Origin of the sequence: Flavobacterium tibetense, from assembly GCF_003293845.1 — a bacterium.
In the GTDB taxonomy this organism is placed as follows: Bacteria; Bacteroidota; Bacteroidia; order Flavobacteriales; family Flavobacteriaceae; genus Flavobacterium; species Flavobacterium tibetense.
On record NZ_QLST01000024.1, the window covers coordinates 1 to 15,742 of the forward strand.

The window sequence follows — 15,742 nt, forward strand, 5'->3', positions numbered from 1 at the left end:
ACAAGGATGGGATGGAAGATTCAATGGAGCGGAACTGCCATCAACAGACTATTGGTTTACAGTAGAGTATTTAGAGAATGAACAGAGTAAAGTCTTTAAGGCACACTTCTCGTTGATTCGATAAGAATGATTGAAATAAATAAAAAAGCAGAACTCAAAAGGTTCTGCTTTTTTTTGTTAAATAGTAATTGGATTTGAAAGAGAAAAATGATTTAAAGACACAAACAACTCCTCAAAAGATTCCAATTCATAATATTTGGTTTGAATCGTCATATTATTAAAATCAGAATGAATGATTTCTTCTAAATCAAAAGGGAAAATTTCGGTATTGGTATCAAAAATTCCATTGGTTTCTTGAAAAGAGGATAGAATGCCTGCGCCATAAATTCTTCGCTCATTATTTATTTTTATCAAACCAAATTCAATACTAAACCAGTATAGTCGTTGTAATTGTACTACAACCGTTTCGTTATCGTGATGCTCTAATCCGATTTCACCTAGTTTTTGTGCAAAATCACCAAATGTAGGGTCTAATAATAAAGGAATATGACCAAAAATATCATGAAACATATCGGGTTCTTCTAGATAATCCAATTGGCTCATTTTTCGTAGCCAAGTGGAGGAACAGAATTTCCTTTCGGCAAGTAGTTCAAAAAAATCTTTCACTGGAATTAATCCAGGAACAATCTCGATTTTCCAGCCAGCTTTTTCAAAAAGTAAATCACTCAACTCGTTTAAATTGGGAATAGCATCAGCATGTAAAACAGGAGCTAATTCATTTAAATAGAATAAATATTCCTTACAAGCTTTGTCTTCAAGATTTTTGATTTGTCTTGTAAACAAAGTGTTCCATACTTTTAGATCTTCTTCGTTGTAATTTTCCATTACTTGTTTCATAACAGTTTTTTTAAAATTAATAATAAAAAAAGCCCGATTCCAAAAAGGAATCGGGCTAAAATTGTAATATGATTTTACTACATAGAACTAGTACCTCAATTCCTTGTGGGAGTTAAAATAGTAATAGTAATATGTGTTTTGGTTCTTCATAAAGTGCGAATGTATAAAGACTTTTTTGAATATTAAAAATGTTTTACAATTATTTTTTCAATCGCTTCTGCTAATTCAAAATCTTTCTCAGAAACACCATCGCAATCGTGCGTGGTTAGTCGAATATGTATTTTGTTGTACACATTACTCCATTCGGGATGATGATTTTGTGCTTCAGCAACTTCTGCAATAGCGTTAATGACTTTCATAGTTTTTACAAAATTGTCAAAAATGAAATGTTTTTCAATGCCATTATTTAAGAAATTCCAATTGGGAAAATCTTGAAGTTTTACTGCTATTTCTTGTGAATTTAATTTTTTCATGATATGTATTTGAATTCCAAAAATACAGTTTTTCAACCCAATAAAAAAATCTGCCGAAGTAACGAATTACAACGACAGATTTCACTAAACAAATCTAAATATTAAAAAAACTAATTACTCTACTAATTCACTTTGATTTCTGAAAACCAATTGCCCATCGAAACTATCCAAAAGTATAATACTATCGGTAGTCACTTTTCCTGCTAATATTTCTTTCGAAAGTTGGTTTAATACTTCTCTTTGAATCACACGTTTTACGGGTCTTGCTCCAAACTGTGGATCGTATCCTTTTTCTGCTAAATACGCTACGGCTTCTGGAGTGGCATCCATAGTGATGTGTTGGTGTGCCAACATCTTAATCACATTTTTCAGTTGTAAACCAACAATTTCTTTAATATTAGCACCTGTTAAAGGCGTGAACATTACAATTTCATCGATTCGGTTGATAAACTCAGGTCGAACGGTTTGTTTTAATAAACCAAGAACTTCTGTTTTTGCCGCTTCGGTTGCTGCTTCAATTCCACCTTTTAAGTTCTCGAATTTCTCTTGAATAATATGACTTCCCATATTGGATGTCATAATGATAATGGTGTTTTTAAAATCCGCAACTCGACCCTTGTTATCCGTTAACCTTCCTTCATCTAATACTTGCAACAAAATATTGAAGGTATCCGGATGCGCTTTCTCAATTTCGTCTAGCAATACAACAGAATACGGTTTTCTTCGAACAGCTTCCGTTAATTGACCGCCTTCGTCATAACCTACATATCCTGGAGGCGCTCCAACCAATCTACTAACTGCGTGACGTTCTTGGTATTCACTCATATCAATTCGCGTCATGGCATTTTCATCATCGAATAAATACTCAGCTAAGGCTTTGGCTAATTCGGTTTTACCAACACCAGTTGTTCCTAAAAACAAGAACGAACCAATAGGTTTTTTAGCATCTTGCAAGCCAGCGCGACTTCTTCTAACAGCATCACTTATTGCTTCGATAGCTTCTTCTTGTCCAACTACTCTGTGATGCAATTCATCTTCTAATTTGAGCAATTTTTCTCTTTCACTTTGAAGCATTTTGGTAACTGGAATTCCGGTCCATTTGGCAACCACTTCTGCAATATCATCGTGTGTTACTTCTTCTTTAATCAATGAATTTCCTGCTTGATTTTCTGCTAATTGAATTTGTAAAACATCCAATCGTTCTTGCGCTTCTTTAATTTTTCCGTAACGAATTTCAGCAACTTTACCATAATCACCATCGCGTTCGGCTCTTTCAGCTTCTAATTTGAAATCTTCAATTTCTAATTTTACCGCTTGAATATTATCTACAACTTCTTTTTCCGATTTCCATTTGGTGAAAATTTCGTTGCGTTCTTCTTTTAAATTGGCCAAATCTAAACCAAGCGATTTTAATTTGGTTTCATCATTCTCCCTTTTAATCGCCTCGATTTCAATTTCCAATTGCATGATTTTTCTATCCAAAACATCTAATTCTTCAGGTTTTGAATTGATTTCCATTCGCAATTTTGAAGCCGCTTCGTCCATCAAGTCAATAGCTTTATCTGGAAGAAAACGATTGGTAATGTAACGTTGTGACAATTCAACCGCAGCAATAATTGCATCGTCTTTGATACGCACTTTGTGGTGTGTTTCGTATTTCTCTTTGATTCCTCGTAAAATCGAAATGGCACTTTCTGTATCGGGTTCGTCAATGTTTACTTTTTGAAAACGTCTTTCTAAAGCTTTGTCTTTTTCGAAATATTTTTGGTATTCGTCCAAAGTAGTTGCTCCAATAGCACGTAATTCCCCACGAGCCAAAGCTGGTTTTAAGATATTTGCAGCATCCATAGCGCCTTCGCCACCGCCAGCACCAACCAACGTGTGAATTTCGTCAATGAAAAGCACGATATCACCTTCAGCAGAAGTTACTTCTTTTACTACGGCTTTCAAACGCTCTTCAAATTCTCCTTTGTATTTGGCTCCAGCGATTAAGGCTCCCATATCTAATGAGTAAACAATTTTATCTTTTAGATTTTCAGGAATGTCTCCGTCAACAATTCGGTGTGCTAAACCTTCAGCGATGGCAGTTTTACCAACACCAGGTTCTCCAATTAACATCGGGTTGTTTTTCGTTCTACGTGTTAGAATTTGTAACACTCTGCGAATTTCTTCATCTCTACCAATAACTGGGTCTAATTTTCCGTTTCTAGCTAAATCATTCAGGTTTTTAGCGTATTTATTTAGTGAATTGTAGGTTTCTTCTGCAGATGCTGAAGTTACTCGTTCGCCTTTTCTAATTTCTGCAATCGCTGCTTCTAAACCTTTTTCAGTAACGCCTTGATCTTTTAGAATTTGTGCGACTTTACTTTTCGATTTGAAAATGGCTAAAATCAAATGTTCGATGGAAACATATTCATCGTTCATTTTCTTTGCAATGATTTCAGCTTCGGTTATTGTTGTTCCAGCAGTACGAGAAAACATAAGGTCTCCACCAGAAACTTTTGGAAAACTCTGAATCGTACTGTCTAACACTTTTTTGAAAAGTTCCACATTTACGTTTAGTTTTTTCAAAATGAAAGGCGTTACGTTTTCATCTACTTCCAAAATTCCTTTGAAAATATGTTCGTTTTCGAGTTGTTGGTGTCCAAAACTTTGCGCAATTTGTTGTGCTTGCTGTAAAGCTTCTTGTGATTTGATTGTGAATTTATTACTATTCATAGCTTTTGCTTTTTTTAACAGTTGATTCTTTTAAAGTTGTGTAAATTTGTTAATTGGATTACAAGTTGTATTCCAATGTAAAAATCACGACAAATTGACTTTTTTTGGAAGTAAAATTCAAATATTTAATGTCAAAATGTCTTAAAACAAGTCAATTATGAGTTTTTTTTCTAAATTATTTAATGAAAATCAATCGGATTCGAGCGGTAATGCAATAGATTGGATTCCACTGCAAACCCTAGAGCAAGTAGATGAAATTATTGAAAATTCGCATGAAAAGCCAATTTTAATTTTCAAACACAGCACCCGCTGCAGCATTAGTAGATTTGCATTGAAGCGTTTTGAAAATGAATTTGAATTGCAAGAAAAGGTGATTACCTATTTTTTAGATTTAATGAATTACAGAGAAATTTCGAATGAAATTGCTTTTAAATTTGGTATCCAACATCAATCGCCTCAAGTGTTATTACTAAAGAATGGAAAAGTGGTGCATCATGATTCACATGATGGAATAGAAGCAGAAGAGTTAAAAAAATACATTTAAAAAAAAAGCCTTTTCAAATCTGAAAAGGCCTTACTTTATTAAAACTTTAATTCTATTGCTGGGAGTAATTTGCTTTCACATTCTCCAAAACCAATACGAACTTTATCATTTTGACAATAGCCGCGCATAATTACCGTGTCATTGTCTTGAATAAATTTTCTTTCGCTTCCATCATTCATTGGTAATGGTTTTTGTCCACCCCAAGTTAATTCTAACATCGAACCAAAAGAATCTTCTGTAGGCCCAGAAATGGTACCACTTCCCATCATATCGCCTGAATTCACTCTACAACCATTGATGGTATGATGTGCTAATTGTTGCGCCATTGACCAATACATGTATTTGAAATTGGAACGAGAAACTACAGTTTCATCACTACTTTCAGGTTTGATAGCAACTTCTAAATTAATATCAATTGCTTTTTCTCCTTTTTGTTTTAAATAAGGCATTGGTTCTGGATTTTGCTCTGGACCTTTGGTTCTAAAAGGTTTTAACGCATCCATTGTAACAATCCATGGAGAAATAGTGGAAGCAAAGTTCTTAGCTAAAAATGGACCTAATGGTACATATTCCCATTTTTGAATGTCTCTAGCGCTCCAATCATTGAATAAAACCATACCAAAAATATGATCTTCCGCTTCTTCAACAGGAATAGGCTCTCCCATTAAATTGGCATCGGTTGTGATAAAAGCCATTTCTAATTCAAAATCTACCAATTTGGAAGGTCCAAAAATTGGAGTTGTTTCACCATTAGGTAACGTTTGTCCGTAAGGTCTGTGAACAGGAATCCCTGAAGGAACAATTGTTGAACTTCTTCCATGATATCCTACTGGAATATGAAGCCAGTTCGGTAATAAAGCGTTTTCTGGATCACGGAACATTTTACCTACATTAGTTGCATGTTCTTTGGAACTATAAAAATCAGTATAATCACCAATTTGAACAGGTAATAACATTTCAATTTCTGAAATATCAAAAAGAATAATTTCGCAATGTTCTTTGTTGTCTCTTAATTTAGAGTTGTTTTCATCAAAAAGTTCGGCTAAACGATTTCTTACTAAACGCCATGTTTTTTGACCATCTGAAATGAAATCATTCAAAGTGTCTTGCATGAACATGTCGTCGGTTAGTTCAATTCCTTCGAAGTAACCCAATTGTTGTAATGCTCCCATGTCAATGGCCGTATTTCCAATTCTAGTTCCAATTGTGATTACATCTTCGCGTGTGATGAAAACTCCAAAAGGAATATTTTGAATAGGAAAATCGCTGTTTTCAGGAACAGGAATCCAAGATTTTCTGTTTGAATTGTTTGCTATATTTGGCATAATAGTGTTAGTTTTTTGTTGAAAAATTCCACATCAAATATAAACTTTACAGCTTGTTTAACAAACCTTTTTCGTAATTTTGACCAAATTTTAACGAAATATCAAAAAAATGCAACGCGACGAACAAATTTTTGATCTGATTCTTGACGAACAAGACAGACAAATTCACGGAATTGAATTAATTGCTTCAGAAAATTTTGTTAGTGACCAAGTAATGGAAGCAGCTGGGTCATGTTTAACCAATAAATATGCAGAAGGTTATCCAGGAAAACGTTATTACGGTGGTTGTGAAGTAGTGGATATCGTAGAGCAAATTGCAATTGATAGAGCAAAAGCTTTGTTTGGTGCGGAATATGCTAACGTACAACCGCATTCTGGTTCTCAAGCCAATACAGCAGTTTTTGCAGCATGTTTACAACCTGGAGATACTATTTTGGGATTTGATTTATCACATGGTGGACATTTAACGCATGGTTCTCCTGTAAATTTTTCAGGTAAATTGTATCGTCCTGTTTTCTATGGTGTTGATAAAGAAACGGGTGTTTTAAACTATGATAAAATTCAAGAAATTGCTTTAGCTGAAAAACCTAAAATGATTATTGCGGGTGCTTCAGCCTATTCTAGAGATATGGATTTTAAACGTTTTAGAGCAATTGCAGATAGTGTTGGGGCTTTATTATTAGCAGACATTTCACATCCAGCAGGATTAATTGCTAAAGGATTATTAAATGACCCAATTCCTCATTGTCATATCATTACTACGACTACACATAAAACATTGAGAGGGCCAAGAGGCGGAATGATTTTGATGGGTAAAGATTTTGAAAATCCATGGGGTTTAAAAACACCAAAAGGTGAAATTAGAATGATGAGTCATGTTTTGGATATGTCAGTTTTCCCTGGAAATCAAGGCGGACCATTAATGCATATTATTGCTGCTAAAGCGGTTGCTTTTGGTGAAGCACTTACAGATAATTTCTTCCAATACACTTTACAAGTTCAGAAAAATGCCAAAGCTATGGCTAATGCATTTGTAGCTAGAGGTTATAATCTAATTTCTGGTGGAACCGATAATCACATGATGTTGATTGACTTAAGAAATAAAAATATTACAGGTAAAGAAGCAGAAAATGCATTGGTTAAAGCTGAAATTACAGTAAATAAAAATATGGTTCCATTTGATGATAAGTCGCCATTTGTGACTTCAGGTATTCGTGTGGGAACACCAGCTATTACCACTCGTGGTTTGGTAGAAGAAGATATGGAAACTGTTGTAGCTCTAATTGATAAAGTGTTAATGAATCATACAGATGAAGCTGTTTTAGAACAAGTAGCAGAAGAAGTTAACGAACTAATGAGCGAAAGAGCGATGTTTGTTTTTTAATTTACGACGTTTTATAGAATAAAAAAACTCCTAATTTTAGTTAGGAGTTTTTTTGTGTTTTTATTTTCCGTCTCTATCCACTTTAATTCTTTCTTCTCTATTGGCTAATTCCCAAGCTACAGCGAAAGCTAATTGAGCTCGTTTGGCAAGAGCATCATATTCAATTTTGTCTGGAGTATCTGTTGGCATGTGATAATCTTCATGCACACCGTTGAAATAAAACAAGGCTGGAATTCCTTTTTTAGCAAAATTATAATGGTCAGAACGGTAGTAGATTCTTTCTGGATCATTTCTATCGTTGTATTTGTAGTCCAATTCCATTTGGGTGTATTTGGCATTCATGGCTTCATTAATTTCATGAAGTTCGCTGCTTAATCGATCAGCACCAATAGGATAAATATAATTATTGGTATTTGGATGTAAAGTATCTCTACGACCAATCATATCAATATTAATATTGGCAACCGTATTTTTCAAAGGATATAATGGGTTGTCAGAATAATAACGCGAACCATGTAAACCGTGTTCTTCACCAGTTACGTGTAAAAATAAAATAGAACGCTTTGGACCATGACCTTTTTGTTGGGCAATTTTGAATGCTTGAGCAATTTCCAATAGCGCTACAGTTCCAGAACCATCATCGTCAGCGCCGTTAAAAATTTCTCCATTTTTCATTCCTACGTGGTCGTAATGTGCTGAGATAACAATGATTTCATCTGGTTTTTCCGAACCTTTGATAAATGCCCAAATATTTTCCGAATCTGGTAATTTAGGTGCAAAACCGCGTTTCATATATTCAGAAGGGACTTTTTGGTACCAATCAGCTGCAATTGGAGGATGTGAAATACCATTTTTCTTGTATTGTTCGATTAGGTATTTTCCAGCCTTTTTTTGACCTTCGGTTCCTGTATCTCGTCCTTCCATGTCGTCACCTGCTACTATATACAAGTGTGTTTTTAATTCTTCAGCAGTAATGGTGCTTAAATAAGTACCAGCATCTGCATTAGATTTTTGAGCGGTTTTTGCGGAAGAGCAACCTGTTAAAAGTAAAGCTACAATAGCGCCTGATAAAAGTATTTGTTTCATGAGTTTATTAATTGGTTCCAACAAATATAAAAATTAAGTGAGAAGTTTTTGGTAAACCTTTATTTTTGGTAGTAATTTTAACTTTTGATTAGGATTTTGACTTATTTTCCTTTTTTGATTTCTTTTTTTCGATTACTAACTTTGAAAGATTGAAACATTTCATCCATTGTTTCCTTATATGTTTCTTTTTTATCTGCCAATGTCCATGTCATGATTTGGTAATAGTTCGTAATTCCATCAATGTAGGCCACTTGATAATAAATATCAATTCCATCAACATTTCCTTCAAATGCTAAAATTTTTGCAGGTAACCCATTGATTTTGGTTTCTGTTTCCGTCTTGTTTTTAAATGTCACCGCTGCTTCTAAATTACCAACAAGCAATTCGGTATAACCCTCAAAATTTGATTCGTAAACGTCTTCCAATTCATTGATTTCAATAGCTAATTTGAAAGACTCTTTGCTTTCATCAATTATAACTACATAAAATTCTTTAAATAGATTTTGGTATTGCAAAGAAGCATCATCATTCAAATCTTTTCCTTCAGACAAAAAATCGGGAAGACTGATGCTATAATCATTGACTTTAATTGATTTGAATTCTGTTTTTGTATCGCAAGAAAGTAGACTAATACAAGCCAATAGAAGTATAAAAGTTTTTTTCATTATAAATGGGTTTTAAAAAGCCAAATTATAAAAACCTTTTAATTATAAGATGAAAAATAAAATTAATTTTACAGAATTATTGCAAATTATGAGTTGTCTTTAAATCAAACTAATAAATGATCATCCGATTTCATTAACAGTAAAGGTTCAATATTAGTTTAATGAGTGATTTAGAATCATTTATATTATTGGATTGTTATTCTTCATTAGATTTAAGCCGTAAGTATAATTGGTAGATAAAATTACATCATTGCAATCAAAATGTTTAATAACTCCGTCTTTAACAAGTGCAATAACCCAACAGGTATTTTGGTGCATGCCATAATCGACTAAAAAAAGTGCCTGCCCAGTTCCTAATGGAGTTTCTACTAAGATTGAAGGATTTAATTGAAGTATCATATTATTTGCAGTTAAATTAAATTTTTAATAAAATGCCAGAAAAAAATCAGTAGTTAGCTAAAATATTAGGTTCATTTACCTTTTCATTTAGCTTCGATAGAAGATTGAAAAAGACTTAGAACAATATATTGTCGTTTCTCAATCAAACAAATCAGTTACGACCTCTCCTGGCATTATTACTTCACATATTCAAATGAATGATTTATGAATTACCCAATGAGTCACGTAGTGTTTTTACACTATCATAGTCGGTTTTAAGTAATGACTTTTGAGTACTAATCATATAATACTGTTCTGGACTTAAATGTTCTGATTCATTCTCTAACGCATTTTCATAAGTGTTTATAGCGTTATTCTCTCCATATTCACAAGAGTCTAAAATGGTTTTACGATCTTTGCCACTGAGTGCTGCTTTTACATCCATCCATATTCTAAAGAACTTTCCTGAGATTGTAGTTCCTTCTGCTGGTTTACCACCTAAAAAGTTTACTTCTTTAACTAATTCTAAGTTACATTTTTGGCTGGTTGAAATAAATTGGGAAAACAAAGCTTTTAAATCAAATTCCTCGGTTTCTTTTGTTGCTGTTTCGTAGCCTTCTATTCTGTCGTTATTGATAGTGATAAGTGAATTGAACACTTCAATAGTTTCTTCGTTTTTCATATTGTTTTTTTATGGATTAATTTCAATTACATTTTCTCGCATTTCTTTTGACAATCAATTGAGTGATCAAGATGTTTGCGTAATTCTGTCAGTGTTGTTGTTGCCCAGTTCTTAATTTCAGTATCCTTAGTTTCAGTTGCTGCTGCTTCAAAATCTTGAATAGCATCTTTGTGTTTATTTACCATTAAATCGGCATATGCTTTGTCAAAATCTTTTCCTGATTTTTCATTTAATTTAGTATAAGCATCCTTGCCATCGTCTGTTGGTGTGCTTGGAATTGTTATCATTTTACTTTTGGCAAGAGAAGTCAAATCTATTTGTAGTTTTGTGTGAGCATCTTCCATCATTTTCCCTAACTCCTTAACGTGTGCGGTGCTACCTTTCTGTTGCGCTAATTGCCCTAATAGAATTCCTTCCATGTTTAGTTCCGCTGCGTCTACAAGAAACTGTGCGTTGCTTTCTTGTTCGTTGTTGTTAAATTTCGCATCGTTATGCTCTTCGGAAACCTCTTTAGGATCTTCCGATTCTTGATTGTTTTTGCATGAGGCAACAAACAACATAGAAGTCGCAAAAGTGGTAAGAAGCAATGTTTTTTTAATAGGATTCATCATCTCGTTTTTTATTTAAATGGTTACTAGTTAAATTATTTTACAAAGATGAGATGAGTCTGATTGAATGGTGTTATAAAGTACCCGAAAGATGTTGCATGATTCACACATTCCAATTGTAAGAAGTTCAAAATGTGAAATATATAACTCTTAATAAGAACTATGTAATACAATTTTTTACTACAATGAGTAAGTTTACCAATAGCTAAATAGTGGTACGAGACAAAAAAATCGCACCAAATATTTTCTTAGAATAGGGTAGAGGGCAACGGAATAGTTGCTATAAAACGAAATGGGAAATCAGCACAACACTGTTTTATGAATTTCCAATCATGGATTTTTTGTAAATACCCATTGACGAGTTTTTAAAAAAATAATTAAAGAAGAACGAATTAAAATAAAAATAGTATGGAAACAGAAACTAAAGGTTATAATTTAACCATGTCTTTAAATAACTTTAATTTATCGTATGATGATATTGGAGAAGGTACCATTCCAATTATCTTTTTACACGGCTATCCTTTCGATAAGACGATGTGGCAAGGTCAGCTCGAATTTTTAAAATCTTCTTATCGATTAATTCCTTGTGATATCAGAGGTTTTGGAAAATCAACAGATGAGGAATCAGCCTTAAGTATTGATTTGTTTGCTGAAGATTTAATACAGTTTATGGACAAGTTAAGTATTGAAAAAGCAATTATTTGTGGATTATCTATGGGAGGATTTATAGCTTTAAATGCCATGCAGAAATTTCCAGATCGCTTTGAAGCATTGATTTTGTGTGATACACAATGTATTGCTGATACTCCTGAAGTGAAAGAAAAGCGGTATAAAATTATTGAAGAAATAGCAAGTGATGGTGTAACCAATTTCAACGAAGGATTCATTAAAAGTGTTTTTCATCAAGATTCATTAACTAACAAAAAGGAATTGGTTGAACAATTGAGAAATGTAGTTTTTTCTAATTCGAAACAGATTATTAAACAAGGATTGATTGCACTTGCGGAACGATCAGAAACATGTTCCAATCTAAGTGAAATAACTATTCCAACATTAATTATTTGCGGTAGAGCAGATGAAGTGACACCTCTTGCTCAATCTGAATTCATGAATACGGCTATTAAGGGGTCTAAATTACAGGTAATTGATAATGCAGGTCATGTTTCTAACTTGGAACAACCCCACGAATTCAATAAACAGCTACTTGATTTTTTAATAGCTTTAACTGAAGATCTTAATTATGAAAAAATTAATGGAATTAAAAGAATGGTCTAATTTAGAGAGTTGAAAATTCAAAAAGCCCCTAATTCAGGGGCTTTTTGCGTCGAAAGAGACATTCATGTTACTGTAAAAACTCTTTAGTGATTATGATTATATGCTTTTACAACGATTTTAATCAAAAACAGTAAATTATATGTAAAAGCATATAGTTTGTTTTATTTTGGAATTGAGACAAAACCTTTTCAATGATTTGATTTCTTTTTTTGACTTTGTAAATAACGAATATCCTAAAGCGTAGGCAATCGCTTCACGAAGTAAAAGCTGTCATTCCGCAGAATAGGAATCTCCTACAACGTAGGCATCCGCTTTACGAAGTACAAGCTTGTCATGTTGAACTAGTTTCAGTATCTCCTACAACGTAGGCAACCCTTTGAGCCCAGCGAAAACAACATGTCCTTGATTTTTGCCCTTGAACTTGAACTTGTTTTGTCACACTGAGCTTGTCGAAGTGCCCTATGCAATAGGCTTTTGCTTTACGAAGTAAAACCTGTCATGCTGAACTAGTTTCAGTATCTCCTACAAAGCAGGCAACCCTTTGAGCCCAACGAAAAAAATTGCCCTTGAACTTTCCCTTTCCCTCTCATTCCACATTCAAATTCAAAAAGTAAATAGAAAGATCCGGATTTTCTTTCCAAGTATGATAAGTTTCAAAAGTGTGCTTATTGTATTTATCCATAGCTTGATGCCATATAAAAACAACAATGAAGTTTGATTCCATAGGTTTTTGTAGAGGCTCATTAAAAAACACTTGCAATTGATCTACGCTCGGTAAATTCTTATGATAGCTTTTCTTTAATTTTTGAACATCACCTTTACCACAAGCACTTATCAATACATCTAACCGGTGTTTGAGCAAACTACCACTACTATCATAAATTAGAAACTTGGGCAGCTCAAAACCTTTTTTATCTTCAAAAGTAGCTACAAAAGACTGAAAACTTTCCTTACTTTTAAAGGTGAGCGCTTTTATAGTCTCTTGATGTATATCATACGATTTTAAGTAAGCCTCTGCTTGGTTTTGACCCACACAAAGAAACGAACAGATAAAGGCAACAGTGCAAATTCCAGTGATATTGACCACCCAATTCCAATTTAAAGTGACCACCTGATTCCAATTCAAAATGACCACCTAATTTCGGAGCAAAATGACCACCTCCATTTTTCATTAAAAACTACATTTTTTCTTGTGTTAATTTGTGATTCAAATATACTAAAATTACTCTTTGTTAATTCCTCTTTTCTTTCTCATGGATTCGCCTAGTAATTCAATGCGATGGGATTGATGTATGAGTCGGTCTAAAATGGCATCAGCTATGGTTTTTTCTCCGATTATATCGTACCAACCTTGTACTGGTATTTGAGAAGTTACGATTATAGAACCATTATTGTGTCTATCTTCAATGATTTCCAAAAGTGTAATTCGGTTTTGACTATCTAACGCTTGAAGTCCAAAATCGTCTAATATAATGACGTCTTGTCGTTCTATTTTGGCTAATTCTCTCAGATAAGAACCATCGGCTTTAGCCATTTTTAACTTAGCGAATAACTTAGATGTGTTATAATAACTGACTTTATATCCTTGGATGCAAGCTTGATAACCTAATGCGGTTCCTAAAAAACTTTTACCTACTCCTGTACTTCCTGTGATTAATACATTCTGATTTTTCTCAACAAAATCGCATGCAGCTAATCTCAACACCACGTTTCTATCCAGATTGCGTGAAGCATCAAAATTGATATTTTCAATATTAGATTTGTAATGGAATCGAGCGTTTTTAATACTTCTTTCAATGCGACGATTGTGTCTTTCATCCCATTCAGCATCAATGAGCATTGCGATAAATTGGTCTAGCGTGTAATGATCTGTTTTTCCACTTTCAATAGCGGTTTTAAAAGCGTTATGCATGCCATAAAGCTTCATTTGTTTCATTTTGGTTGTGGTGATTTCATTCATAAGTATTTGATTTTAATTTATTTGTAATAGTTTTTTCCTCTGATGTTGTTGTGATTTGGTAATTCAAATTCTTCTTCTTGCTCATTCTCAGCGTTGTCTAAGTTGTTTTCTAAAATGTTTTGGATGGCTTTAAAACTGTAAATCCTAAAATCGAGTGCACGTTTACAAGCGTTGATTAATCGTTGTTTTCCTACTTTCTTCTCAAAGTTTAGTATTCCTAAACAACTTTTATATGCTTGCTCTGGATGATTTCTACTTTCGATAATTTGGATAATATAATCCGCTACAGCTTGGTCAATACTGTTTGCCCAATCAATAAAACGACTAGCACTCCAATCAGCAACAAACTGATGCGTGCTAGCTAAATGTTCAGCAATAGTTGTGTAATGGTAAGGTTTGTAATTTCTGGGATGAATAGCGATTCGGTTGTATTTGTAGAAGATTTCAACCGAAGTTTTGGTATACAAAAGTTTTACTTTTTTTCTCACGTATTGGTACGGAACACTGTAATAACTCTTGTCTTGACTTAATAATGCATGACCGTTCTGCATTACTGTAGCGAAGGATTGGTACTTGATTTCAAAACGTTCTTGAGGTAATGGACGTAGTTTTTGCTTCTCATCTTCTATAAATAATTCATAGCGAGAATACGGTCTTCCTGTGAGCTTTTTGTGATTATGAACATCTAATAAATCCCATATTTGTTGATTTAATTCTTCCAAACTATAGAACTGTTTTTGTTTTAGATGTACATAAATTCTTCGATACAAGATTTTTACAGCTCCTTCTACCAATGATTTATCTCTTGGTTTGTAAGCTCTTGCAGGTAATATGGTAGTTTCGTAATGCTCTGCTAAATCGGCTAAGGTTTCATTAATTGTAGGTTCAAAACGACTACTCTTAATTACGGCTGACTTTAGATTATCGGGAACAATTGCCGCAGGAACACCTTCAAAAAAACGCATAGCATTCTCTACCGAAGTCACAAAATCTTCTTTTTGTTGACTCATTGAAGCTTCTGCATACGTGTGTTGACTTGCGCCTAGTATGGCAACAAAAAACTGAACTTCTTTAATCTCTCCTGTATCTTTATCAACAATAGAAAGTGTTTTTCCAGCATAATCCACATACATTTTATCACCTGCTTTGTGATTCATGTGCATTACTGGATTAACGCGTTTACCCCATATTTTAAAGTGATGTCTAAATTGAGAACTCTTAAAACCATCAGGGTGTATAGCAATATATCGCTCCCACATGTGCTGGACGGTAACACCAACTTTCTTGAGTTCGCGTTCCATTTGTGGAAAAAAATCATGAAGCTTTTGTAGTCTAGGATCTATGCTTTCAACAGTATTCTGTGAAAATAAAACTTCAAGTTCGGCATCTGTTTTGGCATCAATAGCTTCAAAACTTAAGCCTAGAAGTTCAAATAAAGAAATATATTTCTTTACCGTATTTCTTGAAAGTGATAAGTAAATGCTAATAAACAATTTACTCTTACCACTACAGTGAAATTTAATTACTTTTCTAATCTTACTCATGTCTGTTACTTTGTTTGCCATAATCCGTATTTTTTGTACGAATGTATGGGCTAACAACATGAAAAAAAGTAACTGTTTTTAATGTCTAATTTATCCTAAATTTTAGGTGGTCAATTTGGACTGGAATTAGGTGGTCAGTTTGCACCGAAATCGGTGGTCAATTTAGACTGGAAAGTGGTGGTCAATTTGACCGTTTTTTCCAA

The 15,742-nt window shown here is 33.6% G+C and carries 16 protein-coding genes; 4 read left to right on the plus strand and 12 right to left on the minus strand.

Going from position 1 to position 15,742, the window contains the following annotated elements; genetic code table 11:
* On the plus strand, positions 1 to 124 hold a 124-nt coding region (locus DPN68_RS12680), incomplete at its 5' end, for a T9SS type B sorting domain-containing protein (RefSeq protein ID WP_133256608.1).
* 53 nt (positions 125 to 177) lie between these two features.
* On the opposite strand, the gene DPN68_RS12685 is transcribed toward DPN68_RS12680, so the two are convergent.
* From DPN68_RS12685 to clpB, 3 genes are all read right to left on the minus strand, one after another.
* Positions 178 to 897 carry a phenylalanine-4-hydroxylase gene (locus DPN68_RS12685; protein ID WP_113990012.1) on the minus strand — a complete coding sequence of 240 codons (720 nt, stop codon included), beginning with the start codon at positions 895 to 897 and terminating at the stop codon, positions 178 to 180.
* 182 nt (positions 898 to 1,079) lie between these two features.
* Positions 1,080 to 1,370, minus strand: coding sequence for a 4a-hydroxytetrahydrobiopterin dehydratase (locus DPN68_RS12690; protein WP_113990013.1), 291 nt, complete (start codon positions 1,368 to 1,370; stop codon positions 1,080 to 1,082).
* A gap of 114 nt (positions 1,371 to 1,484) precedes the next feature.
* Positions 1,485 to 4,088 carry an ATP-dependent chaperone ClpB gene (clpB, locus tag DPN68_RS12695; RefSeq protein ID WP_113990014.1) on the minus strand — a complete coding sequence of 868 codons (2,604 nt, stop codon included), beginning with the start codon at positions 4,086 to 4,088 and terminating at the stop codon, positions 1,485 to 1,487.
* A 157-nt stretch (positions 4,089 to 4,245) separates the two neighbouring features.
* On the opposite strand from clpB, the gene ytxJ reads away from it, so the two are divergent.
* Complete coding sequence (ytxJ, locus tag DPN68_RS12700) at positions 4,246 to 4,632, plus strand: bacillithiol system redox-active protein YtxJ (RefSeq protein ID WP_113990015.1); 387 nt, start codon at positions 4,246 to 4,248, stop codon at positions 4,630 to 4,632.
* A gap of 38 nt (positions 4,633 to 4,670) precedes the next feature.
* Here ytxJ and fahA read toward each other — a convergent pair whose 3' ends face one another.
* Entirely contained in the window at positions 4,671 to 5,957 is a 1,287-nt protein-coding gene (fahA, locus tag DPN68_RS12705) for a fumarylacetoacetase (RefSeq protein WP_113990016.1), read from the minus strand.
* A gap of 109 nt (positions 5,958 to 6,066) precedes the next feature.
* Here fahA and glyA point away from each other — a divergent pair, with 109 nt between their 5' ends.
* Positions 6,067 to 7,341, plus strand: a complete 1,275-nt coding sequence (glyA, locus tag DPN68_RS12710; RefSeq protein ID WP_113990017.1) for a serine hydroxymethyltransferase — start codon at positions 6,067 to 6,069, stop codon at positions 7,339 to 7,341.
* Between the two features lie 60 nt (positions 7,342 to 7,401).
* On the opposite strand, the gene DPN68_RS12715 is transcribed toward glyA, so the two are convergent.
* From DPN68_RS12715 to DPN68_RS12735, 5 genes are all read right to left on the minus strand, one after another.
* Complete coding sequence (locus DPN68_RS12715) at positions 7,402 to 8,427, minus strand: M28 family metallopeptidase (protein ID WP_113990018.1); 1,026 nt, start codon at positions 8,425 to 8,427, stop codon at positions 7,402 to 7,404.
* A 101-nt stretch (positions 8,428 to 8,528) separates the two neighbouring features.
* Positions 8,529 to 9,092 (minus strand): hypothetical protein, encoded by a 564-nt coding sequence (locus DPN68_RS12720; RefSeq protein ID WP_113990019.1) that lies wholly within the window; start codon positions 9,090 to 9,092, stop codon positions 8,529 to 8,531.
* A 180-nt stretch (positions 9,093 to 9,272) separates the two neighbouring features.
* Positions 9,273 to 9,491 (minus strand): hypothetical protein, encoded by a 219-nt coding sequence (locus tag DPN68_RS12725; protein WP_113990020.1) that lies wholly within the window; start codon positions 9,489 to 9,491, stop codon positions 9,273 to 9,275.
* 202 nt (positions 9,492 to 9,693) lie between these two features.
* Positions 9,694 to 10,152 carry a ferritin-like domain-containing protein gene (locus DPN68_RS12730; protein WP_113990021.1) on the minus strand — a complete coding sequence of 153 codons (459 nt, stop codon included), beginning with the start codon at positions 10,150 to 10,152 and terminating at the stop codon, positions 9,694 to 9,696.
* Between the two features lie 26 nt (positions 10,153 to 10,178).
* Positions 10,179 to 10,763 carry a DUF4142 domain-containing protein gene (locus tag DPN68_RS12735; protein ID WP_113990022.1) on the minus strand — a complete coding sequence of 195 codons (585 nt, stop codon included), beginning with the start codon at positions 10,761 to 10,763 and terminating at the stop codon, positions 10,179 to 10,181.
* A 405-nt stretch (positions 10,764 to 11,168) separates the two neighbouring features.
* Between DPN68_RS12735 and DPN68_RS12740 the strand changes: the two genes are divergently transcribed.
* Complete coding sequence (locus tag DPN68_RS12740; RefSeq protein WP_113990023.1) at positions 11,169 to 12,035, plus strand: alpha/beta fold hydrolase; 867 nt, start codon at positions 11,169 to 11,171, stop codon at positions 12,033 to 12,035.
* Positions 12,036 to 12,621: 586 nt separating this feature from the next.
* On the opposite strand, the gene DPN68_RS12745 is transcribed toward DPN68_RS12740, so the two are convergent.
* The 3 genes from DPN68_RS12745 to istA all read right to left on the minus strand — a co-directional run bounded on the left by DPN68_RS12745 (position 12,622) and on the right by istA (position 15,560).
* Positions 12,622 to 13,161: a hypothetical protein gene (locus tag DPN68_RS12745; RefSeq protein WP_113990024.1), complete on the minus strand. Its 540-nt coding sequence runs from the start codon at positions 13,159 to 13,161 to the stop codon at positions 12,622 to 12,624.
* Between the two features lie 96 nt (positions 13,162 to 13,257).
* Positions 13,258 to 13,995: an IS21-like element helper ATPase IstB gene (gene istB / locus DPN68_RS12750; protein ID WP_113988361.1), complete on the minus strand. Its 738-nt coding sequence runs from the start codon at positions 13,993 to 13,995 to the stop codon at positions 13,258 to 13,260.
* A gap of 17 nt (positions 13,996 to 14,012) precedes the next feature.
* Entirely contained in the window at positions 14,013 to 15,560 is a 1,548-nt protein-coding gene (gene istA, locus DPN68_RS12755) for an IS21 family transposase (RefSeq protein WP_113988360.1), read from the minus strand.
* Positions 15,561 to 15,742 lie beyond the last annotated feature (182 nt).